The organism is Reichenbachiella faecimaris, from assembly GCF_900176375.1.
Lineage (GTDB): Bacteria > Bacteroidota > Bacteroidia > Cytophagales > Cyclobacteriaceae > Reichenbachiella > Reichenbachiella faecimaris.
In genome coordinates, this window is sequence record NZ_FWYF01000001.1 from 1,222,082 (window position 1) to 1,248,072 (window position 25,991).

At 40.3% G+C, this 25,991-nt stretch carries 25 protein-coding genes; 12 read left to right on the forward strand and 13 right to left on the reverse strand.

Translation table 11 applies throughout. From position 1 onward, the window contains the following. Positions 1-107: 107 nt before the first annotated feature. Genes B9A58_RS05145 through B9A58_RS05160 form a run of 4 tightly spaced genes read right to left on the reverse strand, consistent with a single transcriptional unit; the run spans position 108 to position 3,520 of the window. Positions 108-1,364 carry a metallophosphoesterase gene (locus B9A58_RS05145; protein WP_245826989.1) on the reverse strand — a complete coding sequence of 419 codons (1,257 nt, stop codon included), beginning with the start codon at positions 1,362-1,364 and terminating at the stop codon, positions 108-110. A 30-nt stretch (positions 1,365-1,394) separates the two neighbouring features. Continuing rightward, positions 1,395-2,453 (reverse strand): DUF4097 family beta strand repeat-containing protein, encoded by a 1,059-nt coding sequence (locus tag B9A58_RS05150; RefSeq protein WP_084371341.1) that lies wholly within the window; start codon positions 2,451-2,453, stop codon positions 1,395-1,397. Continuing rightward, positions 2,434-2,976 carry a hypothetical protein gene (locus tag B9A58_RS05155; RefSeq protein WP_084371342.1) on the reverse strand — a complete coding sequence of 181 codons (543 nt, stop codon included), beginning with the start codon at positions 2,974-2,976 and terminating at the stop codon, positions 2,434-2,436. Before B9A58_RS05155 ends, B9A58_RS05150 begins: the two co-directional genes overlap by 20 nt. Beyond that, positions 2,966-3,520, reverse strand: coding sequence for an RNA polymerase sigma factor (locus B9A58_RS05160; protein ID WP_084372017.1), 555 nt, complete (start codon positions 3,518-3,520; stop codon positions 2,966-2,968). Before B9A58_RS05160 ends, B9A58_RS05155 begins: the two co-directional genes overlap by 11 nt. Before the next feature lie 152 nt (positions 3,521-3,672). On the opposite strand from B9A58_RS05160, the gene B9A58_RS05165 reads away from it, so the two are divergent. Then, entirely contained in the window at positions 3,673-5,193 is a 1,521-nt protein-coding gene (locus B9A58_RS05165) for an FMN-binding glutamate synthase family protein (protein WP_084371343.1), read from the forward strand. A gap of 298 nt (positions 5,194-5,491) precedes the next feature. Here the strand turns inward: B9A58_RS05165 and B9A58_RS05170 are convergent, their stop codons facing one another. Then, positions 5,492-6,712: a molybdopterin molybdotransferase MoeA gene (locus tag B9A58_RS05170; protein WP_084371344.1), complete on the reverse strand. Its 1,221-nt coding sequence runs from the start codon at positions 6,710-6,712 to the stop codon at positions 5,492-5,494. Positions 6,713-6,780: 68 nt separating this feature from the next. On the opposite strand from B9A58_RS05170, the gene moaC reads away from it, so the two are divergent. Both moaC and B9A58_RS05180 read left to right on the forward strand, forming a co-directional pair. Beyond that, a complete protein-coding gene (gene moaC / locus B9A58_RS05175; protein WP_084371345.1) occupies positions 6,781-7,263 on the forward strand; it encodes a cyclic pyranopterin monophosphate synthase MoaC in 483 nt (160 codons plus the stop codon). Beyond that, complete coding sequence (locus tag B9A58_RS05180) at positions 7,256-8,398, forward strand: NTP transferase domain-containing protein (protein ID WP_084371346.1); 1,143 nt, start codon at positions 7,256-7,258, stop codon at positions 8,396-8,398. The genes moaC and B9A58_RS05180 overlap by 8 nt, the downstream gene beginning before the upstream one ends. On the opposite strand, the gene B9A58_RS05185 is transcribed toward B9A58_RS05180, so the two are convergent. Both B9A58_RS05185 and B9A58_RS05190 read right to left on the reverse strand, forming a co-directional pair. After that, positions 8,395-8,805, reverse strand: a complete 411-nt coding sequence (locus tag B9A58_RS05185) for a molybdenum cofactor biosynthesis protein MoaE (RefSeq protein WP_084371347.1) — start codon at positions 8,803-8,805, stop codon at positions 8,395-8,397. The two genes, B9A58_RS05180 and B9A58_RS05185, sit on opposite strands and share 4 nt — an antisense overlap. 6 nt (positions 8,806-8,811) lie before the next feature. Beyond that, positions 8,812-9,063, reverse strand: a complete 252-nt coding sequence (locus B9A58_RS05190; RefSeq protein WP_084371348.1) for a MoaD/ThiS family protein — start codon at positions 9,061-9,063, stop codon at positions 8,812-8,814. A 314-nt stretch (positions 9,064-9,377) separates the two neighbouring features. On the opposite strand from B9A58_RS05190, the gene fdhD reads away from it, so the two are divergent. Both fdhD and B9A58_RS05200 read left to right on the forward strand, forming a co-directional pair. After that, positions 9,378-10,232 (forward strand): formate dehydrogenase accessory sulfurtransferase FdhD, encoded by an 855-nt coding sequence (gene fdhD, locus B9A58_RS05195; protein ID WP_084371349.1) that lies wholly within the window; start codon positions 9,378-9,380, stop codon positions 10,230-10,232. 2 nt (positions 10,233-10,234) lie between these two features. After that, positions 10,235-10,591 carry a DUF7009 family protein gene (locus tag B9A58_RS05200; protein ID WP_084371350.1) on the forward strand — a complete coding sequence of 119 codons (357 nt, stop codon included), beginning with the start codon at positions 10,235-10,237 and terminating at the stop codon, positions 10,589-10,591. Here the strand turns inward: B9A58_RS05200 and B9A58_RS20315 are convergent. Next, on the reverse strand, positions 10,588-11,058 hold the full coding sequence (locus B9A58_RS20315; RefSeq protein WP_176214676.1) for a hypothetical protein: 471 nt from the start codon (positions 11,056-11,058) through the stop codon (positions 10,588-10,590). The two genes, B9A58_RS05200 and B9A58_RS20315, sit on opposite strands and share 4 nt — an antisense overlap. A 129-nt stretch (positions 11,059-11,187) precedes the next feature. After that, positions 11,188-13,302: a M3 family metallopeptidase gene (locus B9A58_RS05215; RefSeq protein ID WP_084371353.1), complete on the reverse strand. Its 2,115-nt coding sequence runs from the start codon at positions 13,300-13,302 to the stop codon at positions 11,188-11,190. A 136-nt stretch (positions 13,303-13,438) separates the two neighbouring features. Here B9A58_RS05215 and B9A58_RS05220 point away from each other — a divergent pair, with 136 nt between their 5' ends. Further along, positions 13,439-14,224 carry a hypothetical protein gene (locus B9A58_RS05220; RefSeq protein ID WP_084371354.1) on the forward strand — a complete coding sequence of 262 codons (786 nt, stop codon included), beginning with the start codon at positions 13,439-13,441 and terminating at the stop codon, positions 14,222-14,224. Positions 14,225-14,264: 40 nt separating this feature from the next. Here B9A58_RS05220 and B9A58_RS05225 read toward each other — a convergent pair whose 3' ends face one another. Next, positions 14,265-15,896: a M28 family metallopeptidase gene (locus tag B9A58_RS05225; RefSeq protein WP_084371355.1), complete on the reverse strand. Its 1,632-nt coding sequence runs from the start codon at positions 15,894-15,896 to the stop codon at positions 14,265-14,267. Between the two features lie 170 nt (positions 15,897-16,066). Here B9A58_RS05225 and B9A58_RS05230 point away from each other — a divergent pair, with 170 nt between their 5' ends. Genes B9A58_RS05230 through B9A58_RS05240 form a run of 3 tightly spaced genes read left to right on the forward strand, consistent with a single transcriptional unit; the run spans position 16,067 to position 18,899 of the window. After that, positions 16,067-17,482, forward strand: coding sequence for a pyridoxal phosphate-dependent decarboxylase family protein (locus B9A58_RS05230; RefSeq protein WP_084371356.1), 1,416 nt, complete (start codon positions 16,067-16,069; stop codon positions 17,480-17,482). A 5-nt stretch (positions 17,483-17,487) separates the two neighbouring features. Then, entirely contained in the window at positions 17,488-18,180 is a 693-nt protein-coding gene (locus tag B9A58_RS05235) for an SIR2 family NAD-dependent protein deacylase (protein WP_084371357.1), read from the forward strand. Then, entirely contained in the window at positions 18,177-18,899 is a 723-nt protein-coding gene (locus tag B9A58_RS05240; RefSeq protein ID WP_084371358.1) for a hypothetical protein, read from the forward strand. Before B9A58_RS05235 ends, B9A58_RS05240 begins: the two co-directional genes overlap by 4 nt. 34 nt (positions 18,900-18,933) lie before the next feature. Here B9A58_RS05240 and B9A58_RS05245 read toward each other — a convergent pair whose 3' ends face one another. Beyond that, positions 18,934-20,199: a cystathionine gamma-synthase family protein gene (locus tag B9A58_RS05245; RefSeq protein WP_084371359.1), complete on the reverse strand. Its 1,266-nt coding sequence runs from the start codon at positions 20,197-20,199 to the stop codon at positions 18,934-18,936. Between the two features lie 127 nt (positions 20,200-20,326). On the opposite strand from B9A58_RS05245, the gene B9A58_RS05250 reads away from it, so the two are divergent. After that, positions 20,327-20,806 carry an Lrp/AsnC family transcriptional regulator gene (locus B9A58_RS05250; RefSeq protein WP_084371360.1) on the forward strand — a complete coding sequence of 160 codons (480 nt, stop codon included), beginning with the start codon at positions 20,327-20,329 and terminating at the stop codon, positions 20,804-20,806. Positions 20,807-20,998: 192 nt separating this feature from the next. Next, positions 20,999-21,754 (forward strand): hypothetical protein, encoded by a 756-nt coding sequence (locus tag B9A58_RS05255; protein ID WP_084371361.1) that lies wholly within the window; start codon positions 20,999-21,001, stop codon positions 21,752-21,754. Here the strand turns inward: B9A58_RS05255 and moaA are convergent, their stop codons facing one another. Next, positions 21,755-22,765, reverse strand: coding sequence for a GTP 3',8-cyclase MoaA (gene moaA, locus B9A58_RS05260; RefSeq protein WP_084371362.1), 1,011 nt, complete (start codon positions 22,763-22,765; stop codon positions 21,755-21,757). A 101-nt stretch (positions 22,766-22,866) separates the two neighbouring features. On the opposite strand from moaA, the gene B9A58_RS05265 reads away from it, so the two are divergent. Beyond that, positions 22,867-24,357 carry a tetratricopeptide repeat protein gene (locus B9A58_RS05265; RefSeq protein WP_084371363.1) on the forward strand — a complete coding sequence of 497 codons (1,491 nt, stop codon included), beginning with the start codon at positions 22,867-22,869 and terminating at the stop codon, positions 24,355-24,357. Here B9A58_RS05265 and B9A58_RS05270 read toward each other — a convergent pair. After that, positions 24,354-25,970 carry a class I SAM-dependent methyltransferase gene (locus tag B9A58_RS05270; RefSeq protein ID WP_084371364.1) on the reverse strand — a complete coding sequence of 539 codons (1,617 nt, stop codon included), beginning with the start codon at positions 25,968-25,970 and terminating at the stop codon, positions 24,354-24,356. The genes B9A58_RS05265 and B9A58_RS05270 overlap by 4 nt on opposite strands. Positions 25,971-25,991 lie beyond the last annotated feature (21 nt).

Here is a 25,991-nt window from a genome sequence, read left to right on the forward strand (position 1 = left end):
TCAACCAAAATCAAAGGGCTTCTTACTAATGATCAATACTCAACTCTCTCGTTAAGCAACATTCAGGATCATAACAGCTGATAATTTGTAAGCCCTTAACTATTTCATCAAGCTCTTTTTAATTCTAAGATGGTAATCTCTGGTAAAATACCCACACGACCTGGGTAACCTAGGAATCCAAACCCTCTATTCACATACAGGTGTTGGTTACCTTCTGAATACAAATCAGCCCACTGCTTGTACAAATATTGCGACGGACTCCATCGGAAGTTTCCTATTTCCACCCCAAACTGAAACCCATGAGTGTGGCCTGACAAAGTCAAATCTATATCGCCAAACTCAGGTCTAATCTGCGCATCCCAATGGCTTGGGTCATGGGACAATAATATTTTAGTATCCGCTTCTACATGTTGCGCTGCCTTGGTCAAATCCCCATATTTTGTAAAGCCGCGTGCTCCCCAGTTTTCTACGCCCAAAATGGCCAGCCTTTCACCATCCACTTCTAAATAGCGATGTTCATTGAGCAAAATATCCCATCCCATTTCTTTATGAGCATTGACCAGCTGCTCCAGGTTTTTCCTCTTTGCTTCCTGTGAGCCCCAGGCTTTATAATCGCCATAGTCATGATTACCTAAGACAGAAAATTTACCTGCAGAGGCCTTCACCTTGGAAAATATGTCCAGGTAGTCACTCACTTCTTTGGATTCATTGTTCACCAAATCACCAGTAAACAGGAAAAGGTCGGGTTTTTCTGCATTCAACAGGTCTACACCACCTTTTACAGCCGTTTTATTATAGAAACTCCCGCTATGTATATCGGACAACTGCCCTATCCTAATTCCATCAAATGCCCTGGGTAAGTTTTCTAAGGTAATCGTACGACGTCTCACGCGATAGTCATACGCTCCAGATAAAATCCCATAGCTCATAGCTGCTACTGGCACTGCTCCAGCTATCAAGGCTGACTTGGATAAAAATTCAGATCGCGAAATGCCATTTTCAGTGGCTGGGTTAGATACCCCATTTTGAAATAATCCTTGATAGGCATATTTACCCAATCTGATGATATCATCTGCAAACACAAAAAGTCCAGCAGTCAGTTTACCTAAAAGATTCATAAAAACTGCTGTAGCCAGAAAGGTGCGCAGATTGTGGTATTTTGTTGGGTCGACACTCCCAAACACGACAAGTGCAAAAAAAGAAAATACTGTAAGAGACCAGTAAAGGGTATAAACTGCAAGCTTTCCCGTAGAGGAAAAGCTACCAACAACAACTTTTACAGCCTGAAAGACATAGTAATCCAGAGAAGAATAGATGATCAGGGCTACAATAAAAAAACTCAATCTGTGCATAAGAAACTTCATACGCAGATTGAGTCTTGGAGTTATCTTCTACTAGCGGAATCGGATATCGCCATAGCTGGTATCTATGCGAATAAACCCGCCTTGTCCTGAACCCATTCTCCCTTTATAACGAGATTTAAAGTCCTCTTTAACCTTATAGTCAAAATCTAGTGGCAAACCAGAATAGCTAAAATCACTGAAGCTCAATTCCGTATCAAAGGTAAAGTTGGTTCCCTCTTCAAAGGAGATTCTATAATCCCCAAACTTGCCGTCTATTAGGATTTTGCTAAACCCTTTGGCCACTTCATTGATTGTGAAATCACCACTATAGGATGTCTCCATATCCAGCTCTACTTCTAATCGATCAATTGAAAACTCTGAATATCCCACGTAGCCTTTGATGCCCTGAACTGTACCTATCTCCATATCTCCATATTTACTGGTCAAATCAATAGTTCCTATTTTTTCAACTTCAACATCTGAGAAACCTTGCTCCATTCTGACTACCCCTAGTTCGTTGATTTCCACATCCGAATATTTAATTTCGATCTCTCCTTGTTTAATCAGCTGAATAGATCCATCACTAAAAGAGATTTTGATATCAGTAAGTCCAAATAATTTCTCAATTTTCAAGTCGCCGTAAGATATGTCAATATCACTCTCCCCCATCAAATCACCAATGTAGTTTCCGCCAAAGCTATTTTTCAATCTTAGCGGATTTTTCTTTGGCATGTTCACCTTATAATTGATTTCAAACTCCTCCCTGTCTCTATTTCTAAGATTTCCTAGTCTTGTTTCAAATGAAATTTCAGAGCTACTTTCCTCAATATCAATTTCGATTTTATCAAGCAGGTCTTGCGCGCGGCTTTCGTTATTCATTCTGGCTATGATCTCAATGTCTACCGTAATTTTATTCTGATCCCAGGTATTGATATGGACACGACCAAAACTATTCTCAATAGCCAACCTTACATTTGACTTTACATCATAGCTCTTGGATATTTTGCGACTTTTCTCATAGTCCAATCCTTTGTCCTTACCTTCTAGTCCACCTGATAGCAGCCCTATGAGGGTCACTACAATCATCAGGTTATACGCTAATTTTTTCATCTTCCTCATGTTTACTTATTCGTTCTAAAATCCTCAATTGTTTGTTTAGAATTTCGACTCTCAATTGTAGATTTTGAATCATGGCGTTGATCAGCCTTTCATCATTCTGATTTCTTTTCAAATCCTTTTTCAACTTGGCATACATATTATCCAATTGCTCCATGTCTTTGAGCAATTCGATATCTACCAGACCATTTTTGTCTATCACACTTTTTATCTCCATCCGCTTCTGCGAAATGAGCTGGGTATAATAGCCTTCTACTTCATTCAATTCTGCAGATCTGCTTTTTGTAGTTTGAAGTGCCACTGCTTCATCCTCTGCTATCATAGTTCGCTCTATAGCTAAACCAACAGAAATACATAAGAAAACTACAGCTGCTGCTTTCCAGAGCCAGGTATAATCTTTTTTCAGTTTCACTGCCTGCAAATCTTTCTCGATTTTAGCCCAAGTATCTCTTCTTGGCTCCAAATCATCGAATTCAGCTCGATTCGATTTGATAAAATCTTCTAATCTATCTTTCATATTGATACCTTTCTTTTAGAATCTCTCTCAACTTCTTCTTCGCTCGATTGAACTGAGACTTAGAGGTAGACTCTGTAATACCCAATACTGTTCCTATTTCCTTGTGATCGTAGCCTTCTAGCAAATAGAGGCTTAATACTGCTCTAAACCCTTCTGGCAACTGCATAATGGCCGATTTGATAGCCGGCAAACTCAATGACTCCTCATCTTCAACAAATGACTCATCTATCTCCCCTCCTGCCTGATCCATATCCACCAAGTCTAACTTTTTTTTCTTGAGCACATTGATCGAAGCATTAATAACAATACGTTTGACCCATGCGCCAAAAGTTGACTCGCCTCGATACTTATCAATATTTTTAAAAACATTAACAAAAGCATCCTGGATCACGTCTTCAGCTTCATCACGGTCGTTCACTATTCGAAAACTCACGTTCAGCATGGCCTTTACATACAAGTTGTAAAGTTCAAATTGCGCGCCTTGATCGTAGCGTTTTGCCGCCTCAACCAAATGATAGTGAATGTCCTTATTTCCTATTTCCAACGATAATCGAAATTCTGTACCAAAGACCAGCAAACCCAGTTAGGGTTGCATGTAATTTTGAAATTACCTTTAATATTTATAATTTCCATCCATAATGTGCATGAGCGGGATAATTTGACTAATTTGACATTAATCATTTATAACCTCAACTTATGAGAAATCAATTCATTGGACTCTCCATTGTAACCACCCTGACACTTGTCATCCTCTCCTTATATTACCCTTGGGTTTGGTGGTCTTTTGTTGTAGTAGGCCCAATCATTCTACTTGGGATTTCCGATATTCTTGACAAAAAGCACACGCTTAGAAAGAATTTTCCCGTATTAGGGGCACTTCGATACGTGATGGAAGATCTTAGGCCAAAGATCTATCAATATTTCATTGAATCAGAAACAGATGGCGCTCCTATCAACCGCATGTTCAGGTCGATTGTCTATCAGCGAGCCAAAGGCGCCTTATCTACCAACCCCTTTGGAACAAAACTAGATGTCTACCTAGATGGGTATGAATGGGCCAATCACTCGATTCATCCAATCAATCATCATGATTTGGACGCTCACCCAAGAGTAATGATCGGAGGCCCAGCATGCAAACAACCCTATAGTTCCAGTATTTACAATGTATCCGCAATGAGTTATGGGGCTCTAAGTGACAGAGCCATTGAAGCCCTAAATGGAGGTGCTAAATTGGGCAATTTCGCTCATAACACAGGAGAAGGCAGTATCAGTCAATACCATCTCAAACATGGTGGAGACTTGATTTGGCAAATTGGCACAGGCTATTTTGGATGCAGAAATAAGGATGGTACTTTCAACGAAGAGATGTTCAAAGAGAAAGCCAGTCAGCATCAAGTGAAAATGATTGAGATCAAAATGTCTCAAGGTGCCAAACCAGGGCATGGTGGCATTCTACCTGCAGTGAAAAACACGAAGGAAATTGCAGCCATTCGGGCTGTAGAACCACACACTCGTGTGGACTCTCCTCCAGCACATAGTGCTTTTGGCAATCCTGAAGAGTTGATGCAATTTATCAAAAAATTAAGGGATTTATCAGGAGGCAAGCCTGTTGGATTCAAACTATGTGTGGGCAACAAAATAGAATTTACCGACCTATGCATCGCCATGCAAAACACAGGCATCACCCCTGACTTCATTACTGTAGATGGTGGCGAAGGTGGTACAGGAGCAGCCCCTCTCGAATTCTCTAATAACATTGGTATGCCACTCAGAGATGGATTGGCTTTTGTATGTGATTCTTTGCGAGGCTATGGCTTCAAAAAAGACGTTCGCGTACTTGCATCAGGTAAAATTCTGACTGGGTTTCATATTTTTAGAGCGTTTGCCTTAGGTGCAGATGCCTGTTACAGCGCCCGCGGAATGATGTTATCATTGGGCTGTATTCAAGCGCTAGAGTGCCACAGCAACAACTGCCCTACAGGAGTAGCCACGCAGCAGCAACATCTGATCAAAGGCCTAAATGTGGAAGACAAGATTCAGCGAGTGGCTAAGTTTCATAATGAGACAGTCATGAGCTTTGTAGAGTTTATGGGAGCCACGGGTGTGGATTCTATTTCCAAAATAAAAAGGCATCATGTGTACAGAAGACTGGATCAGGAACGCATCAAGACGTACGCTGAAATTTATCCGAACATAAAAGTTGGTGAATATGCCTAAGCGCACTACATTTGCAATACAGGGATAATCAAATATTAACAATTAATTGATTATCAAAACAATAGCAGCAATTCTGGGCAGTATATCTTAAAGAAAAATTTATTATGTTTTTAAACCATTTGGAATTCAAAGATTCTAAGTAGGAAAGTTGACAGAATATAATTATTTCGAAAATGAAGCAATTAATAAGATATAAAAGATTCATATTCAGTCTTTCATTTTACATCTTCTTCTTAAGTCTATTAGGATGTAAGGAGGAAATGATCTCACTCAACCCATTTAAGAGTGCAGATGTCATCTATGCCAAACTAGATATATCAAACGAATAATACTCGTAAGATTTTCTGGCTTTGTATAGATTTTGACCTGGAGGCAAATATAGAAAAGCATCACTTTTAGCAAGATTTGCTAAATCCCCTGACCCATTGCCCATTTCAGGGAATGCATCAATATGACCTTGAACTGATATCTCACTCCGAATTTGTAAAAAATAACCAAGATCTGGCTTGAATGAGACATCTTCTTGTAGAATGGCTACCTTCATTGGTATCTCTCTTTTCAAATTTTTCATCAGCCAAGGCATAAAATAAACTCTAAAACACATATAGGTAGAAATTGGATTGCCTGGAAAGGCAAATACCTGTTTGCCAACTTCATTGACACCAAACCAAAATGGCTTCCCTGGTCGCTGTGCCACCCTATGAAAGAGCTTTTCTACTTTGAGTTCTTCCAGCACTTCTGGCAGGTAATCCGCTTTACCTTTTGACACTCCTCCACTCATGAGGACTAGGTCAAATTCATCTAGGATGGTTCTAATTTTTTCTTTCAGCTCCTTCTTGTCATCTACTAGGTGAAAACGTTTATTTGGAATTCTAAGCTGGTTCAGTGACGCTTCTATAGCCACAGCATTAGATTTTCTGATTTGATGTGGGAGTGGTTTTTCTCTCACATCTACCAGTTCATCTCCCGTAGATACTATGGCTACATTAGGCTTACTTTGAACTTTCACTACATCACAACCCACAGTTGCCATGATGGCCACTTCAGCAGCTGTTATCAATTGTCCTTCGGGTATAAGTAATTCTCCTGCCCCTAAATCGCTCCCCTGTTTATGTACATTTTTCCAACGTTCTGCTGAATCAAGGATAATTCGTACATTTTTCTGATTTCCTTCTTCAAAAAATTCCAAGTCCTCATACCTAATCACCAGATCACAACCTTTACTTAACATAGCACCTGTCATGATCTCAATAGCATAATCTGGATTTTTAAGTGCTACAGCTGGCTCTCCTGCCAACTGAATTTCCTGAACCTTAAACTCACGCTGCCCTTGATGAAAAGATTCATAACTCAATGCTATGCCATCCATAGTTACCCGATCGAATGGAGGAAAGTCTCTGTCTGCACTGATATCCTCAGCTAGTACCTCGCCCATGCTTTCTGCTAGCAAAACTTTCCTATCTCCCCAATTGGGCTTTTGCGAATTAATAATATTTTTGGCCTCTTCAACTGATATCATGTCAGATTCTCTAATTTTATCTCCTATTTGTAAAATAAAAACAACTCGTCTCGAATCTCACAACAAATATGAAAAACGATAAATTTTCCCATATAGACACAAGTAACAATCCTGCTATGGTCAACGTATCTGACAAACAAGTCACCCACCGTACGGCAACTGCTCGCAGTATTGTTGGGTTGACTGAGGAAATCATGTCTGGTTTAGAGTCTGGTGAGATTCACTCTAAAAAAGGGCCTGTGTTTCAAACTGCAATTATTGCTGGAACTATGGCTGCTAAGAAAACAGGCGAGCTGATTCCACTTTGCCATCCAATCGGACTGGATGGCTGTGATTTTTCGATTGAGGTCAATGGATTAGATGTTGTGATTTTCTGTACGGCCAAAATATCAGCTAAGACTGGGGTAGAGATGGAAGCCCTGACTGGAGCATCATTAGCAGCTTTGACCATTTATGACATGTGTAAGGCATTGTCCCACAACATAGTGATCAAAGAAACCAGGTTGATTGAGAAAACTGGAGGAAAAAAGGATTTTAAATACAATGGCTAAAAAACACCAAAAACACACCAAACTTACGAGACCAAACTTGGGAAAGTTCGGAAGAAATGAATTTGCCATTTTGGGTACGCCATGCGGCGAAATAAAAAAATTAGCGCATTCAATCAGCCAACAATTATCTGATAAATATAAAATCGCCTACGTGGATGCCGATCACAAAAGTGCCGACGACGCCTCAAATCTAGAAGGCAGCTCTCTGAATGACGGGAATCATCTGGAATACATAGACAAAATAGATTTTCATCGTTTTGACGAAATGGGTGAATTAAACCCATTCGACTACAAAAGAAAATTTATTAATCAGGATTTGGTTTTAGTGAATGGCAATCATTTTGAAGGCAATAAGCAAGTGCTGGTCATTGATTCAAAAAAATCTCTTGAAAAAAAATTACACAAGCTGACTGATGTAGTTTTAGTTCTCTTTCAGGATGGTGAAAAAGAAGTACCTGATTACCTTCAGTCACATATTCCCAACTTTGAAAATATACCTAAATATAGACTTAGTGAAGTTTCTTCCATCACGTCCTTCATTCAAAAAGAATTGGATCAAAACTTACCCAAGGTCAATGGACTGGTGCTAGCAGGAGGGAAGAGCACAAGAATGTATCGAGACAAAAGCGAGATCAATTACTTTGGCAAAAGCCAAAAGGATTTCATGTTTGATTTACTTGATTCAGTTGCTGATAAGGCGTTTTATTCTGTAAGACAAGATCAGCTAGACCCTGAAGCAGAGACTCAAATAGCAGATAGTTTTATAGGTCTTGGCCCGTATGGTGCCATACTATCAGCCTTTCGCCAAAACCCCAATGCTGCTTGGCTAGTCACTGCTTGCGATCAACCTTTTCTTACGAAAGAAACTTTGGAACTATTAATTGCAAAACGAAATCCTTCGAAAGTGGCCACTGCTTTTTACAACCCTGAAACAGATTTCCCAGAACCACTCATTACCCTTTGGGAACCTCGTGCCTATTCTCACCTCTTGCATTTTCTGAGTTTAGGATATTCGTGCCCAAGAAAAGTACTGATAAACACGGATGTAGAAATTGTACACTTGAAGGACCCTACCGTACTTAAAAATGTGAATACGCCCGAAGAGTATCACGAGGCCATTAAAATTTTGGGCTAAGGGTGTGCTGCCACCCAAACATCTCCGTCTTCAAAAATTTCTTTCTTCCAAATGGGCACAGATTTTTTGAGTTCGTCAATAATGAACCTACAGGACTCAAAGGCAGCCTGACGATGTGGTGTAGACACGGCAATTACTACGGCCTCCTCTCCAATCTCAACTACCCCTACTCTATGAACGACAGCATATTTGAGGATAGGCCATTGCTGCTTGGCGCGATCCACTATTTTCTGAAGCTCTTTGATGGCCATGGGTTCATACGCCTCAAAATCTAGTTTAACCACAGTTTTGTCTGAGGTTTTGTTTCTGGTGGTGCCAATAAACACATCTGTAGCTCCCGCTCCTTCATGCGAAACAGCAGCAATGAGTCCAGCTACGTCAATCTTAGTTTTTGTTATTTCAATCATAATCAATCACCCTCCACTCACTGGTGGGATAAGTACTAATTCATCTCCAGATTTAATCTGATAATCACCATTCACATACTCTTCATTAATGGCCAAATTGAGCGAAGTCAATTGCTCGAAAGCAGGGAATTTTTCCTTTAGTAGAGACATGGCTATTGAAACTGTAGCCCCTTCTTGAACCACGAGTTCCAATTGTTTACCTCCCATGATATCTCTGGCTATCCCAAATGCCACTACTTTAATTTGAAAATCACTCATATAGTTTCAAAGTTATCCAATTGATTGGTTCGGTAAAAGCCTACAGCATCATTCTGCTACATGAATTGTATTACTCTACAGATGATTACTACTTTATAAATCACATTCACACTTGGCAAGTCGTCGATATAGTATAATTTTATTTAGTCTCTTTTAATTCAACAATTGAAGCAAACGTATTATTTGTCATTCGATCAGAGAGAGAAATCCAATTGCAATCTGCATTTAACTGACAAGATTTCTCCGCTTCGGCAAACTGCTAAAGTCGAAAAGACAAAAGACCATAGTATTCTACGCAAAATAGTCATATAAGCATGAGCACATTAGGTATATCCACATCAAAAATTTTGCGAATAAGTTCGGACAAATCAGAAGAAACCAATGACCTACTGGTCAGGGAAGAACCACTGGAAATCCGAATTGGCTATGGACAAGAGACCAAACGTGAAGAATTTTCATTGGCTGTAACCATGCGCACCCCAGGTGCGGACGAAGAGCTTGCCAGAGGCTTTTTATTGTCAGAAGGAATCGTGAAATCAGCTAGTGAAATCGTTTCGGCAAAATACTGTATGCAAGCCAAACAACCAGAAAACACGCTTAAAGTAGAACTCAAAAATGAGGTGCTGTTTGATCCTGAGAAGTTCAGGAGAAATTTCTATGCAAGTTCCAGCTGTGGCGTTTGTGGTAAGGCCGTGCTTGAAGCCATCACAGTTCAGCTTCCACCTTCCATTCCTAATCCTAATAAAATTTCAAAACAGACCATTCTCAAACTAACTAATCAATTAGTTACGCATCAAAATACATTTAAGTACACAGGAGGACTGCATGCCGCAGCCTTGTTTGACAAGGAAGGCAAATTACTTCTGATCAGAGAGGATATAGGCAGACACAATGCACTGGACAAACTCATAGGTGTAGGCAGCATGAAGCCAATTGAATTCTCAGATAAACTGCTTTGGTTGAGTGGAAGGCTTGGATTTGAGATGATTCAAAAATCAGCCATGGTAGGTATTAGAATGGTTGCTGCACTTGGTGCCCCTTCAAGTTTGGCAGTGGAGTTGGCCAATCAAAATCAAATGACCCTCATTGGATTTCTTAAAAAAGAATCTTTCAATATCTACTCAGGAAAAGAAAATGTAATTTTGAAAGAGGAATTCAAATCAAGCTAATTATGAAAATCAGGATCAATGGTAATTTTGTAAGGTTAAGATTGAGTCAAAGTGAAGTGGATCAGTTCGCATCAGAAAAACAAGTGGGAGACGCCATTCAATTCGGATCTAGAGCATTGACTTATCAACTGGTCTCCTCCTCAGATCTGAATGAGGTTTCTGTAGATTTTGATGGAGCAAATATTTCTATACTAGTACCAAATAATCTAGGCAAACAATGGACTGACACTGATTTGGTTGGATTCGAGAACGCAAACCAAACCAATGTCAGAATCCTGGTGGAAAAAGATTTTCAATGCCTACATAAACGTTCTGGGGAGGATGAATCTGACAACTTCCCTAATCCTGCAGCTAGCTAAGCACAGGTGATGGTAACATTATGCGTATGTCCTGATGCCGTAGACTGAATAGTAACGTCATTATTACTTTGCAAAGTAGCAAAATCTTGAGCAGAAACCGTTACACTATGTGAATGGGTACCACTCCCTGTGATGTCATAGGTTTTGTCTACTCCAGCGGCAACATCTTCTTTCGACACTGTCAGACTATGTCCATGATTTGCTGAAATAGTACTAGATGTTCCATTATCTACACAGCTTGTAGTTGGTTCGTCATCCGTGTCGTCTGTATCGTCAGTGTCGTCCATATCATCCGTATCATCCGTATCATCCGTATCGTCAGTGTCGTCCGTATCATCAGCATCCTCTTCTTCTTCCATATCGTCCATATCATCTTCCGAGTTGTCAGAACAACTCCAAAGTGAAAGCAGTGGAATGCCAGCTAGAATGGCAGCTCCAAGTTTTGTTAGAAATGATTTTCTGTCCATGGTTTTGGGTTTTATGTATGTACATACAATTTAACCAAAATTTGAACGAAATGAAATATAAAAAAACCAGCAATGTTGTCCATACAACATTGCTGGGATGATATCTTATAAAAGCCTCTTCCTCTACACTTATTTAAACCCTTTCTTTTCTAGTAGCGGGCCTATCTCTGGGGTGTTGCCTCTGAATTCCACATAAAGATCCATCCCTGGCTCAGACCCACCTTTGCTCAACATGGTTCTATACTTCTGAGCTGTTTCTTGATCAAATAAATCTCCAGTTTCCTTAAATGCTTGAAAACAGTCTGCATCCAATAATTCAGACCAGACATAACTATAATAACCCGCTGAATATCCTCCAGAGAAAATATGGTTAAAATATCCACTTCTGTATCTCGGGATAATTTGATCAATCAAGCCAATTTTAGCCATGGCCTCTTTTTCAAAACCCCTAGCTTCAACTTGATCAGCATTTGCCAACATGTGCCAAGACATATCCAAATAAGCAGCTGCCATATATTCTACTGATCTGAATCCTTCATTGAACGCATTGGCATCATTCATTTTTTTAACCAGTTCGTCAGGTATTACTTCTCCAGTTTGATAGTGTTTGGCGTAAAGTTTCAATACTTCTGGCTCACTCATCCAATTCTCCATCACCTGAGAAGGAAACTCTACAAAATCTCGTGGTACATTAGTGCCCGACTGAGAAGGATATGTCACATTGGAAAACAAGCCGTGCAATGCATGACCAAATTCGTGAAACATAGTTTCTGATTCCGAAAAAGAAAGTAAGGATGGGCCATCTTCTGTGGGTGCAGGAAAATTAAAATTATTGGTCACAATAGGTGTAACAGACCCGTCCATTTTTGATTGAGATCTGAGCGCATTCATCCAAGCACCACCACGTTTACTATCTCTAGCAAAGAAATCCATATACAAAACACCAATATGCGTACCATCAGCTTCCAATACTTCAAATACCTGCTGGTCTTCGTGCCACTTAGGCATATCCTGTAGTTCATTGATCTGGATACCAAAAAGCTTATTGGCCAATGCAAATGCTCCATCTCTAACTGCCGTAAATTCAAAATAAGGGCGCATGGCATCTTCATCAAAGTCGTATTTAGCCTTTCTTACCTTCTCAACATAATATCTCCAATCAGATCCTCTTAGCTCATCATCTATACCATCCTTTTTCATTTCTTCAGTCAATGCATCCCTTTCTCCTTTAGCCATATTCAAAGCTGCTGGCCATACTTGATTCATAAAATCCATGACCGCTTTTGGCGTTTGTGCCACACTGGTTGATAGTTTGATGTCCGCATGGGTTTTATAGCCCAAGAGGTTAGCTCGCTCTATTCTGAGTGCAACAATCTCCTCTATGATCGCATTGTTATCGTTTTCATTGTCGTTATCTGCGCGCCTCGCATAACCTTGATATAGCTGTTCTCTCATTTCCCGATTAGGGGAGTATTGGAGAAATGGATTAATACTTGGTCTTTGCAATGTGAATGACCATCCATTTTCATGCCCTCTTTTCTTGGCCTCAGTAGCAGCTAAAGACACCAGGCTACTTGTCAATGTTCCATAATCATCAGGATTTGTGGTATGCGCTTCAAAGTTATTTGTCTCTGCCAGTACATTCTGACCAAATTTGGTCGTCAACTCAGAGAGTCGGCCATTGATCTCCTGTAAACGCTCCTTTTGCTCACCTTCAAGACCTACTCCCGACCTTACAAAGCCTTTGTAAGATTCAGTCACCAATCTTTTTTGCTCCGCATTCAAATCACTCTCACTCAATCCATTAAAGATAGCCTCTACTCTTTCAAACAAGCCTTTGTTTAGGTTGATATAGTCATAGTGCTTTGAAAGCAAAGGAGAAACCGTGGTTCTGACCGAATCCAAAACATCATTGGTATGTGCTCCTGCAACTGCATAAAATACCCTGCTGGTTTTGTCCAGTGTAGCTCCTGCTCTTTCGAGCGCCACCATGGTATTAGCGAACGTGGGGGATTCTGTGTTATTCACAATGGCGTCGATCTCAGCTTTATGTTCCATCATACCTTGCTCAAAAGCAGGGAGGTAATGCTCATTTTTGATCTGATCAAATGGTGGCACGCCATACGGCGTATTCCATTCTGATAGCAAAGGGTTTTCTACATTCATCTGCTTAGTTGAATCTGGAGACTGACAGCTGGAAAAAATAATTAAACCAACCACCATCAGGTACAAAGTTTTTTTCATAGGGTTTTGTGTTATAAATGAAATAGAGAAGAGCGTTCCACTCAATCTTCTTCGAAAATACTATTTTTGAGTTGAACTCTAAAATCAAATCAATAGGCGGTCTCATGCATCATTGGACGGCAGGCCAAACTACCTCATGGTTAAAGCAACACTCTTCGCCAGGCAAATATTTACTCTTGCCACATTCATTGGGATCGTTTCTTTTGCTTGGCCGCAAACTGTGCATGCTCAAGAAATCTTAACAAAAGGCACTTACCAACAAGTGCCAGCAGCACATGCAGAAAACGATATTGACTTTTCATCCTACCACAAATCTTGGCGTATAGGAATACAGGCCGGACTTTCTTATCGAATAGCCTTCAACCCAAATGATATGCCGCCACAAGTTGATAATTATCTGAACAAATTGAAATGGGGAATAAATGTGAGCGTAAATGTCGCATACTTCTTGAATGAAGGAAAGTTCGGATTAGGTGCTAAATACTCATTTTTTGGGACAAAAAACGAAGATGACTTTCACCTAATCAACGATCAAGGCGTGTCTGAATTAGTTACTATCAGTGACAGAATCAATATCCACTTTGCCGGCCCGGCATTCTTTTTTAGATTAAATTCAAAAGAGAATTTGAATGCTTTTGTTTTTCATGCCTCTATGGGTTTTATGTCCTATCAAAATCAGGCCACTCTATTTCAAGACTACACCATCACAGGCTATACGGTTGGAGTATGCGCTAGTGCGAGCTACGACATCGCTACATCTGATCAATCTGCTGTTGGCATTCAATTTACCCTTTATAGTGGGGCACTACAGGAATACACGTTGGACGATGGAACAACCAGTCAAAAAATTGTATTGGAAGAACACGAGTACGAAGGGCTAATCAGAGCTGACCTTTCGATTGGGTTTCGATTTATGAAATAAATGGGCCACTATGATCAACACCATAGCAGCCCATTCCCAATTACTTTTCTCTTATTGCTTTAAACTCCGACCCTTCTTTCCATTTTGGAAATGTAGATTCATTTGCCAAAGTGTACCCAATATCAAATAATACTTGCGCATCCAACTTTACCCCTTCAGCATTGAAATCATCTGTAAATTCATCTGATGGTTTGTGATAGTTTTCGCTCGTATATTTTTTGTATTGCTCTTCTCCCCATTCCTTTCCGTTGGCGTCGCTATCAGTAGCGCCCTTGCCATACAAAGCGGGAATACCTATGCTTGCAAAATTGAAGTGATCAGATCTGAAAAAACCACCCGACTCAGGATGCGGGTCTGGCGTGATATACCTGCCCTGCTTTTCTACTGCGCGCTTGGCATAATCATCTAGCTCTGATTGGCCATAACCTACAATAGAAAAATCATTTACACGCCCTATGGGACGAATGGCATCCACATTCAAATTAGCTACAGTTTTGGCTGGTTCATATATTGGATTTACCGAATAATGTGCTGAACCTAAAAGTCCCTGCTCTTCTGCAGTCACAGCCATAAAAACAACCGAACGCTTAGTTGGGGCATTCAATTTTGTAAAGGCTTCTGCCACCTGAATAATCGCAGCTACACCTGTACCATTGTCCACTGCACCATTATAAATGGAGTCTCCATCCACAGGCTTGCCCACACCAAAATGATCCCAGTGTGCACTATAGATAATAGTTTCGTCAGGCCTTTCAGAACCCACATATCTGGCTACTACGTTATTTGACTTTGACCGCTTGATGTTATTCACCAACCCTACAGACAATTGCTGATTCATTGGAAATGACTTAAATTCTCTCTTGCGAGCCTCTTCATAAAAATCATATCCGTCCATACCCATATTGGCAAACATTTGATTGGCACTTTCTTCAGACACCCAACCTTCAATCACACATCTCGACATGTTGTTGTCTGGATTTTCAAGGTAAAGATTTGCACCAGACCAGCCACCTTGAACCACCTCAAATGGGTAGCTCGCATGTGCCGTCTCGTGCACAATGATAATTCCTGTAGCCCCTTGTCTGGCAGCCTCTTCATACTTATAAGTCCAACGTCCATAATAGGTCATTTCATTGCCTTTGAAGAAAGATTTGTCTTCTGTTCCAAATCCTGGATCGTTGATGAGCACCAAGACAGTTTTTCCTTTTACATCTAGGCCTTCATAGTCGTTCCAATCGTATTCTGGAGCAATGGTGCCATACCCCGCAAATATGATTTCAGAATTTTCGATTCGCACAGAGTCCGTGACTCTTCTGGTAAGTGCCACAAAATCATCCCAATAGTTGAGATTAATTTCTGCATCTCCACCAGTAATTTTCAATTGTGGGTCGACAGTAGCAGTCAGTTCCACCAATGGAACTTCTTGGAAGTAACTATCTCCATTGCCAGGTTGAAGCCCTAGTTTTTTGAACTCATCTCTTAAGTAATTGATGGTTTTGGTTTCCCCTTCTGTAAATGGCATTCGCCCCAAAAAATCATCAGAAGCCAAGGCTTTAATTCGAGACTTTAGGCCTTCCTCACTGATACTATCATAAGCTTCTTGGAAATTTTCGGCAGGAGCACATGAAAATGCCAATGCCAGAATAAAAAGCGCGGTTTTAAAATTATTCATTGGATTAATTGAAATTGATAAGCCACCAATTTAATTAATTCCTCTTGTGTCAAAAAGAAACTTCTTGACATTAACTCGCTGAGGGATCAAAATGAATTTTCTAATCAAAATTATTTTACGCAACTCTTTGCTTACTTTGAAAGTAACTACTCACGATTCAAACCATAAGTATGCTCGATAAAAAATCATTCAGAGAAGAAGCACATAAACTCGTAGACTGGATGGCTGACTTCTATGACAACATAGAGACCTACCCTGTCAAATCAAAAGCCAGACCTGGAGATGTCATCAGACAGCTTCCAAAAAATCCCCCTATCAAAGGAGAGTCTTTTGATCAAGTCTTTAAAGATTTTGAATCCATCATTTTACCTGGAATGACGCAATGGCAAAGCCCAAATTTTCATGCCTACTTCCCAGCCAACTCCAGCTACCCTTCTGTCTTAGGAGAAATGCTCACGGCCACGTTAGGCGCTCAGTGCATGATTTGGGAAACTTCCCCAGCTGCTGCAGAACTTGAGGAATTGATTATCAATTGGCTGAAGCCTCTCATGAATATTCCAGCCAACTGGACAGGATGTATTCAAGACACAGCCTCTACAGCTACCCTAGCAGCAATGATTTCGGCCAGAGAGCAAAAGACCAACTGGTCCATCAACCAAAATGGATTTGATAACCAAAAACTAAGATTCTACTGCTCGTCAGAAACGCATTCTTCCATAGATAAGGCAATAAAAGTACTTGGCGCAGGAGCAGCTCATTTAGTGAAGGTAGATGTAGATGAGCATTTGGCGATCCTTCCTGCTGCCTTAGAGGCCGCCATTGAAAAAGACATCAAAGATGGTTTCACTCCTTGTGCAGTAGTGGCCGCAGTGGGTACCACAGGCACACTAGCCATAGATCCAATAGATACCATAGGAGACATTTGTAACAAGTATGATGTCTGGCTCCATGTGGATGCCGCCTATGCTGGCACTGCTTTGATGCTACCAGAATATCACTCCATGATCAAAGGAATCGAAAAAGCCCATAGTTTGGTTTTTAATCCTCACAAATGGATGTTTACTAACTTCGACTGCACGGTTTATTATATCAAAGACGAAGGGACGCTTATCAAGACTTTTGAGATATTACCTGAATACCTCAAGACCAGTACACGGGGTCATGTCAAAGATTATAGAGATTGGGGGGTTCCATTGGGCAGAAGGTTTCGGGCACTTAAGTTGTGGTTTGTGATCAGGGACTTTGGTATTGAAGGCATCCAAACCCGACTCCGAGAACATATCAGTTATGCCCAGTGGTTTGCAAATCAGGTCGTTGAAAACGAAAACTTCGAGCTAGTCATAGAGCCTGCACTCAATGTAGTTTGCTTTAGAATGACTACTCCTGAAAAGGCAGAAGATCAGTTGGATCAATTGAATGCAGAACTAATAGGTGCTATAAATGACTCAGGTGAAGCTTATCTGACTCATACAAAAGTGAATGGCAAATACACACTTCGCATGGTGATTGGCCAGACTTATGTCCAAAAACATCATATAGAAAAGACATGGCGACTGATCCAGAATAAAGCCAATTTGCTAAATTGATTATTATGAAAAAGATTGTGGTTTTAACAGGTGCCGGCATTAGTGCCGAGTCTGGCATTCGCACCTTTCGCGATGCAGACGGACTTTGGGAAGGGCATGATGTAATGGAAGTGGCCTCGCCACAAGGCTGGGAAGCCAACCGCGAACTCGTCCTTGACTTTTACAACCAGAGAAGAAAGCAAGCGCTGACCTCCAAACCCAACAAAGGGCACTTGGCCTTGGCGGAATTAGAAAAAGACTTTGATGTAACCATTGTCACCCAAAATGTGGACAACCTACATGAAAAATCGGGCTCCAGTCATGTTATTCATTTACATGGAGAACTTTTCAAATCCAGAAGCACAATAGATGAATCCTTGGTCTATGACATGGATAACTGGGAGCTGAAGCTCGGAGACAAATGTGAGAGAGGCTCTCAACTCAGACCACATATTGTTTGGTTTGGAGAAATGGTACCTATGATGGAAGTAGCCATTCGCCAGGCTCAGATGGCCGATATATTCTTAATTGTGGGTACATCCTTGGCCGTATACCCTGCTGCTGGTCTCATGCATCATACGCAAAGCAATATCCCAAAATACATCATAGACCCCCACATGCCAGATGTATTGCCTGAACCCAACTTATCTCTATTTGAAGAAAAAGGAGGCACTGGCGTACCCAAAGTGGCCAATCTACTAAGAGAACAATATTTATGATCCAGGATAAAATCGTTACTCACCAGATCACCAGACAGCTTAGCGCCTCTGTCATCAGCACACACCCTAGTACACAGCTAGACCAACCGCTTTGGGCAATCAATTGGTTTGACTTAAAAAGAGCCTGGCTCTATGATTTGTACAACAAGTTGGTTTTTAATCATGTAAGGAAAATAGGCGCATTCCCTGTTTTCAAGGCTCGACTCTCAAAAACCATACTCGACAATGAACGACTCAAAAGAGATATGCTCTTGATTGTTCAGTACCCACAAGCCCTCAGCTTTTTGGAGATGATTTCATCCACATTGTTTCAGGTCAAGAGCTTACTAAGAACTTCTTCAGTACAGCATTTCCAATTTGGCTTTATGCAAAAGCTCAATCAGGAGAGCCTAAAGCCGTCAAAATTGACGTATAAAGGTAAATTGAAATACATGGTTCATATCTGTGAAGAAGGCCATTACAAGGCTATTGAATCTCTCATTTCACATGCGGCTTCTCTCGAAGTATTTCCTCATTTCATTGGACAAAAATCAGCCATACTGGGTCTTCAAAAAGAGAAGGGCAAACTCAAAACCTTAGACTTTGTTTTGAGTCATACATTAGTTTTCAGCGGATTTGATGCTGAAGCATTGGAAGGACTGGTCAATTCGGGATTTTATCAAGAGTTCATTCAATCCAGCAAATTCAATTTCATTGGGATTTTTGACAGGGAAATATGACTCCCGAGCAAAACTCGAGAGTCACTCCTTTGGGTTATGCTAAATCTAGTTCAAGCGTAAGCGCTTGTTTCAAATCCCAAATCAAATCATCAGGATTCTCTACACCTACAGACAAACGAATCAAATTCTCTTTGATACCAATTCGTTGCTTTTCTCCTGGGTCTACGCCAGCATGAGTCATAGTTGCTGGATGCTGTATGAGCGACTCCGTGCTGCCCAGGCTCACAGCCAGTTTCACCAGCTTCAATTGGTTAATAAATTGGAATGCTTCAGCTTCCCCACCTTCTATTTCGAATGAGATCATGGCACCAGCAGCATTGCATTGCCTTTCGAAAATTTCGTATTGTGCCGGATTGTCTTCTTTTAGAAATCCCATATAATACACTTTATTAATTGAAGGGTGTGATCTTAGAAATTCAGCCACTTTAGCTGCATTCAAAGCCTGCAATTCCATTCTTGCCTTCAATGTCTCCAAACTTCTCATCAGCAACCATCCTGTCCATGGACCCGCCATATTGCCTAAGAATGTTCTTAGACCTTTGATCCGCGTCATGTTCTCCTTGGAGCCCAAACAAGCTCCTGCAATCACGTCACTATGTCCGCCAATGTACTTAGTAGCTGAGTAAAGCACAAAATCAGCACCATGCTTCAGCGGGTGCTGCCATAGTGGCCCCATATATGTATTATCTACTGCGAGATAAACGGGCTGTTCTTCTTTCGCAAACTGATCTGCAATTTGGCGACACATCTGCATGTCTATCAAACTATTGGTAGGGTTGGCTGGGGTCTCTATGTAGATCATAGCCAGACGATCAGAATGACCTGAATCTATGATGATAGACTCAATTTCTTCTTTGGTACTGTCTGGATAAAAGCCTACGACATGTATCCCAAACTTGGTAAGAATGTGATTGATAAAATGATCTGTACCTCCATAAACAGGCGAACTATAAAGCAATAAATCACCAGGCTTTAAAAATTCCATGAGGCAGGTCGAGATCGCAGACATACCGCTCTCAAAAACTGCACAATCTTCTGCTTCATCCCAAAGACACAATCGATTCTCTAATATTTCTAAATCAGGATTATTCAATCGGCTGTAAATCAATCCGAGCTTCTCATCCTTCTCTTGCTCTCTCAAACCATAAGCTACTTCAAAAAAGGCTTTCCCTTCTTCTGCGGAGTTAAATACAAAAGTAGAAGTTTGGAAAATCGGACATTTAATGGCCCCCTCAGATAACTTAGGGTCATATCCATGAGACATCATTAAACTTTCTGGACTGAATTGTGATTTCATCATTGATTTTTCCCATAATAATGATGTAAATATCCAATATGATCATTCATAATAGTATTATTTTCTATAAATAGATATTTTTGTAGTTTAATTTTCTACAACGAGCCAAAAGCATAATCTCAAAAAGAAAATGATTGTTGACAAAACAGATCTAAGCATCTTATCCATGCTTCAGAAAGACAGTAAGGCCAAAATGAAAGACATTGCGGAAGCCATTGGTATGACGATAACGCCAGTGTATGAAAGAATAAAAAAACTTGAACGAAATGGTATTTTGGAGAAATACACCATACAGGTCAACCCGAAGCATTTAGGCTACCACCTGGTAGCCTACTGCAGCGTGACACTTAAAGAACACTCTCAAAAAAATCTTCACCTATTTGAAGATGGGGTTCAGGCCTTGCAGCAAGTTCTTGAGTGCAATCACATGTCAGGCAGTTTTGACTACCTGCTGAAGGTCGTGGTAAAGGACATGGAAGACTATCAATTGTTTATCTCTAATCAACTAGCTGCATTGGACAATATCGGCCAGGTGCAAAGTTATTTTGTGATGAAATCAATTAAAGAGAAAATTTTCTCTTGTGGAGATGTTATTCCCGAACATAGGTAAAACTCTTAGCCCCTTATGTTTTTACCTAAATTTTAATCAGCATTCCTCTTAAATTAGTTTAACCTCCTCATAACCTACTGATATTAAGACCTTTCAGCTTGCATAATTAAATTAAATTTGACAACTTACTGTTGAGAAAATGAAACCAGCGTCCAAACTTTTTAGCGAGGACATTATCAACCAGAATCCACTATGTCACGAAATTTAGAATTGCGTAGCACTTTCCAATTTTCCGGAGAAGGGCTAGGTACGCTAGCCCAGCCAAAAGAAACACGCTTCACCTCCACTTCACAACAAGCAGCAGAAGCCACTGAATCAGTAAACAAAAACAACTACGGCGTTGCCACTTTGATGAGCAAGGCCATTTTTAATGCCCTAGATGCTGATATGCTAGAAATGGCCGAGTCATATTGCTCGAAGCGCTTAGCATCTACCATCAATAAGGGCTTTGATTCAGGAAAAAACCTGCTGTCGCTAAGAAATACAACTTCATCACTTGAGGGTTTTGAATTCAATACTGAAAACACTTTCAATGCCGGATGTTGCACAAAATTCTGTCTTCGTGAAGGAGCGCACAAAGGCCACATTATTCTACATGTCCCAGCTTTTGTACCAGAAAAAGAATTAAACATCCCAAAAGACGCCACCAATTTCAAAATTTCTGCTCGTCTAATTTCAGTTTCTGACTTTGAAAGAAATGGTGAGCAAGTGTCAATCAACAACAAGGTGCAACATGCGAAAGTGGGTATTTATGAAACTACTATGTTACCTGTGCTGCGGATTTCCACTCAGCCCTTGACTGCCCAATTGTCTATCCCAGGAGTTGGGGCTATTCACAACGACGTATCAGCCGTATTGATTATGGCAATAAAATTTTATTCCTATAAGGATTCAAAATTTAGTTTCATGCCTGAAAGCGGAATGATGAAAATCAAGACTGTTCACTAATCAGCCACCAATGGTTGACATAGATTCGGAAATATTTTTATCTACTTTTCGATTTTTTTCAGCAGCAAAGCCATCCTTTTCCCTTTTCTGAACTGTGGAAATCAATATCTCTCTGATCTCCTCATTAGTTTTTTCACTGCGTAGCAGTTGCTTCGCATCCAATACCCCTTCATCATAAAGACAATTTTTGATGCTCCCAGTAGCGGTCAGACGAATACGATTGCATGCCCCACAAAAAGTTCGCGAATAGGCTGGAATGATTCCCAAGTTTCCCTGATGGCCTGGCACCTGATATAATGTCGCTGGATTGCTTGGATGCGAATCCAATTTAGCAAGATTAGGAAAGGCGACTTTTAGCTCTTCTAATATTTTGATGTGGTTCCAGTTCTGCTTGGAAGTTGATAGATCGGATCCATTAAATGGCATTTCTTCTATAAACCTGACACTCACTTTCCGTGTACTGGCCAGTTCGGCCATATCAACTACTTCCTGGGTATTCTTACCATGCATTACGACCATATTGATCTTGGTATTGAAACCATGATCTAACAAGCCATCCAATGTTTTCATGACTGTATCAAACTCATCTCTGCGTGTAATCTTATGGAAATTTTCCTTATTCAAACTATCCAAGCTCAGATTCACTCCATCTATTCCCAAAGCCTTCATTTGTCCTAAGTATGAGTAAGTCAGCACACCATTAGTGGTAATATGAACTGCCTCAACACCAGGAATTGCTTTGAGATTTTCTAAAAGAGAGATGAAATCTTTGCGCAGGAATGGTTCTCCACCAGTCAGTCTGATTTTTTTAATGCCTAACGAAACAAATATTGATGATAAACGAACGATTTCTTCATAAGTAAGCAATTCCTTTTTAGGTAGGTAATTAATCCCTTCAGCAGGCATGCAGTAAAAACAACGCAAATTACAGCGATCTGTGACTGCAATTCTTAGATAATCAATCGTACGATTCCATGGATCCACCAACGTTATTTCTGAAGAATTAGTCATTTAGTAATATTTGATAGGAGTCAACGATGTTCGACTCAAAGATAAGACGGAATATCTTTCAAAATGGTTGAATAGCAAATGTTCAGTACTTATTTTTAAGGATGCGCCAAACCCTAGTCTTTATATTGTTCAGTCTTTTGACTAACCAGTCCATTGCCCAGCAGCAGCGCATAGATAGCCTTGTACATGCTGTAGAGATATACCCAAATGCAGATTCAGTAAAAGTAGATTTGTACAACCTCATTGCCTTTGAGGTAATTAACACTAGTCCAGACAAGGGAAGAAAATATGCTGTACTAGGCTATGAATTAGCTAAAAAGATCAATTACAAAAATGGCTATGCACGAGGACTGAATCTAGTAGGCAGCACTTTTCTCACCATGGGTGAATATGATGCCGCCCTCGAATTCTACCTTAAATCCTTAGAAGTATACGAGCAAACAAAGTATCAAATGGGTATTTTCATCACATACAACAATATTGGTGAATTGTATGAAAAAAAGTTCCAATTCAAAGAAGCACTGAAGTATCACAAAAAGTCGCTTGCCCTCAAGGATAAACACCTCAGAGGACGTCATCCCATCATGTCCCATGTGAATTTAGGGGAGATTTATAATCAACTCAATTATCTGGACTCTGCTGCCATTCATTTCCGAAAAGCCGAACAAATGGCCAAAGAGGAAAATAGGCTAAAATCTATCGCTCATGCACAGACTGGAATAGGAAAAGTCTATGCCAAGCAAAAAAAATATAGTGATGCACTGATGTACCTCAATCTGGCCAACCAACTTTGGGTCTCCTTGGAGGATTATATTGGAATGTCCCGAGTGGCATTAGAAAAAGCCAAAATATCAATAGCCAATCGCCAATTTGACAGTTCTAAAATTCAGGTAGAAGAAGCCATTAAATATGCAGAAAAAGTTAACGCCAATGAAATGAAACTTGAAGGCTTAGCACTACAATACAAAACTGATTCTACCTTAAAAGATTTTGAATCTGCATTCCTATCTATGCGGAAATTGCACAAACTTTCAAGTGAAATCTTCAATCTCGCCAAAGAAAGGCAACTTCAAAACATTCAGGCCAAATTTGAATTTGAAGAAAGTGAACGAACACAAGAAGAACTTATCAAAGAAAAAGAAACGAGCCTGGAAATCGTAAGATATCAGCGCACGATCATCGCGGGCATAGCAGTCATCCTGTTACTCATTTCCGTTATCGCCATCCTGTTTTATAATCAGGTAAAAAAACAAGCCCGACTCAATAAAATATTGAAAGAAAGGAACAAAGAGGTCAAGGAAAAGGCTCTTGAACTTCAAATACTCAATGACAATCTTGAGCAAATCATAGAAGAACGCACCAGCGTCATCCGAAAAAAAGACGTCAAACTCAAAGAATATTCATTTCTTAATGCTCACATTGTGAGAGGCCCATTGGCTAATATATTGGGACTCACCAAGCTTCTGAAAAGTGAGATAGCAGAAGATGAAAAAAATGAAATGATCAACCACCTCTACTTTTCTGCTGGCAAGCTGGATGACGTACTAACAGACATCAAAAAGAAGCTTGAAAAAGGTGAAATGATCAACTAAGCTTTCGACTCCTTAAATAGATTCACGGTCACAGACGCCAAGTCTGAATCAGGGAATTTACGAAACTGATCTTTATCAGGATGTAAGCCTGCTAACTCCAACGAATTCAAAAACTCATCCACTTCCAATATATACTGATCGGAATAACCATGTGTAGCATCATAAGCCGTCACGGCGGTTCTGCCTATATTTTTAGCTACGAGTACTGGATCAACCGTGTGCAATTCAATCAGTAGCAGGCCAAAATCCTTAACAAAAGGTGCCCACTTCTGAAAGTGCCCTACTAAAGAGGCTTTTACCAAATTGTTGTTTTTTCTGACTCCATCAAAAGCAAATGCACCTTTGGATCCACTGGCAATAGACCCAGGGTTTTGTGGTTCTTGCCAAATTCTATTGTGGTCCAGGAACGTTCGGACATTGAGCAATTCCTTGAGCTCAACACCATAATTTTCTTTTAAATCTTGCGCCAACAAATCAGGCCTTCCAATATCTCCCCAAATCACTTTTGCCCAGATATCAGCCTGTACGAGATTGGCTTTGGTTATTTTTAGAGCTGCTTCATTGTAATCTACACCCACCAAAGTCAATGGATACTCATCTAGCCGCTTGCCGCGCTCTGTCTGATGCTCAATCACGTCAAACAGATGCTGAATAAAAGCACCATTGCCACAGCCCATATCCAGAATACCTTTGGGTTGGTCTGCAATGGGCTGATTAAATATTTCAATAATGATTTCGTCTACCACTTTGAAATAAGCAGCATGTGCACCTCCACTGCCCCAAACATTCATGGCACGATCTACATGTTTTTCTTCTTCTCCAGTTTTTGACTTTAAAATTTTTGAGTTTCCAAAAATCAATTCATCCAAATGCCTGAAAGTAGGGATATACGAAACAGTGACTCCATACGCACTTGCACGTTTGGCATAAAACAACCCCTTTTCAGTAAACTGATATGTACCTTTTTTTTCTCTAAACCACCCTGCGTGGGCGAACATATCCAGTAATTTTTTAAAGCTCTCAGGATCGTTGTGAAACTCTTCTGGCTTGAAACTGGCTTCCATAAAGTACTTATGGAACATGCCACTCATTCCCAAATGTACAATCGTGGGACCCAAAATAATTCCTTCAATATGAGTCAGTATTTGATTTTGGATTTCCCTTTCTTCATCGGAATTTGGCTCTGGTAAATTATACCTCTTACAGTAATTTTTGAATATACCTTCAAGTACTAGAAAAGGTTCAAGTTCGAACTTCCTGGGGTGAAATTTCTCCGTAAGCTTTAGCAACTCCACTGCATCCTCATAGATTGAAATCCACTGAAAAGCGCGTTGGCTCTTTTCGTTGGTAGCAAAGGAAATTTCATCCTTTTCATTATCAATAGTTTGCAAAAGCCAGCCTTGAGAGCACAAAATTCGAAGTGCTACGTTGAGATAGCCTTCGTTAGCACTGAAGTGCTTAGTGAGCTCATCTAGTGTACTGGACTTAATATCTAATAAATAATCTAGCACTCCTTTTTCGTGAAGTGCATAGGCAGTAGGAGCAGTTCCAATTCCATCCAAATGGCGAAAGAGGATAGCTCTAAGTTGGGCTTGTTCATTTTTGGGTATCATATTTCAATGATACGCAAAATC

Excerpts from the sequence above, each read along its gene's own strand:
- B9A58_RS05145 (WP_245826989.1), bottom strand. The coding sequence starts at position 1,364 with ATGAAGTTTCTTATGCACAGATTGAGTTTTTTTATTGTAGCCCTGATC.
- B9A58_RS05150 (WP_084371341.1), bottom strand. The coding sequence starts at position 2,453 with ATGAAAAAATTAGCGTATAACCTGATGATTGTAGTGACCCTCATAGGG.
- B9A58_RS05155 (WP_084371342.1), bottom strand. The coding sequence starts at position 2,976 with ATGAAAGATAGATTAGAAGATTTTATCAAATCGAATCGAGCTGAATTC.
- B9A58_RS05165 (WP_084371343.1), top strand. The coding sequence starts at position 3,673 with ATGAGAAATCAATTCATTGGACTCTCCATTGTAACCACCCTGACACTT.
- B9A58_RS05170 (WP_084371344.1), bottom strand. The coding sequence starts at position 6,712 with ATGATATCAGTTGAAGAGGCCAAAAATATTATTAATTCGCAAAAGCCC.
- moaC (WP_084371345.1), top strand. The coding sequence starts at position 6,781 with ATGAAAAACGATAAATTTTCCCATATAGACACAAGTAACAATCCTGCT.
- B9A58_RS05180 (WP_084371346.1), top strand. The coding sequence starts at position 7,256 with ATGGCTAAAAAACACCAAAAACACACCAAACTTACGAGACCAAACTTG.
- B9A58_RS05185 (WP_084371347.1), bottom strand. The coding sequence starts at position 8,805 with ATGATTGAAATAACAAAAACTAAGATTGACGTAGCTGGACTCATTGCT.
- B9A58_RS05190 (WP_084371348.1), bottom strand. The coding sequence starts at position 9,063 with ATGAGTGATTTTCAAATTAAAGTAGTGGCATTTGGGATAGCCAGAGAT.
- fdhD (WP_084371349.1), top strand. The coding sequence starts at position 9,378 with ATGAGCACATTAGGTATATCCACATCAAAAATTTTGCGAATAAGTTCG.
- B9A58_RS05200 (WP_084371350.1), top strand. The coding sequence starts at position 10,235 with ATGAAAATCAGGATCAATGGTAATTTTGTAAGGTTAAGATTGAGTCAA.
- B9A58_RS20315 (WP_176214676.1), bottom strand. The coding sequence starts at position 11,058 with ATGGACAGAAAATCATTTCTAACAAAACTTGGAGCTGCCATTCTAGCT.
- B9A58_RS05215 (WP_084371353.1), bottom strand. The coding sequence starts at position 13,302 with ATGAAAAAAACTTTGTACCTGATGGTGGTTGGTTTAATTATTTTTTCC.
- B9A58_RS05220 (WP_084371354.1), top strand. The coding sequence starts at position 13,439 with ATGGTTAAAGCAACACTCTTCGCCAGGCAAATATTTACTCTTGCCACA.
- B9A58_RS05225 (WP_084371355.1), bottom strand. The coding sequence starts at position 15,896 with ATGAATAATTTTAAAACCGCGCTTTTTATTCTGGCATTGGCATTTTCA.
- B9A58_RS05230 (WP_084371356.1), top strand. The coding sequence starts at position 16,067 with ATGCTCGATAAAAAATCATTCAGAGAAGAAGCACATAAACTCGTAGAC.
- B9A58_RS05235 (WP_084371357.1), top strand. The coding sequence starts at position 17,488 with ATGAAAAAGATTGTGGTTTTAACAGGTGCCGGCATTAGTGCCGAGTCT.
- B9A58_RS05240 (WP_084371358.1), top strand. The coding sequence starts at position 18,177 with ATGATCCAGGATAAAATCGTTACTCACCAGATCACCAGACAGCTTAGC.
- B9A58_RS05245 (WP_084371359.1), bottom strand. The coding sequence starts at position 20,199 with ATGATGAAATCACAATTCAGTCCAGAAAGTTTAATGATGTCTCATGGA.
- B9A58_RS05250 (WP_084371360.1), top strand. The coding sequence starts at position 20,327 with ATGATTGTTGACAAAACAGATCTAAGCATCTTATCCATGCTTCAGAAA.
- B9A58_RS05255 (WP_084371361.1), top strand. The coding sequence starts at position 20,999 with ATGTCACGAAATTTAGAATTGCGTAGCACTTTCCAATTTTCCGGAGAA.
- moaA (WP_084371362.1), bottom strand. The coding sequence starts at position 22,765 with ATGACTAATTCTTCAGAAATAACGTTGGTGGATCCATGGAATCGTACG.
- B9A58_RS05265 (WP_084371363.1), top strand. The coding sequence starts at position 22,867 with ATGCGCCAAACCCTAGTCTTTATATTGTTCAGTCTTTTGACTAACCAG.
- B9A58_RS05270 (WP_084371364.1), bottom strand. The coding sequence starts at position 25,970 with ATGATACCCAAAAATGAACAAGCCCAACTTAGAGCTATCCTCTTTCGC.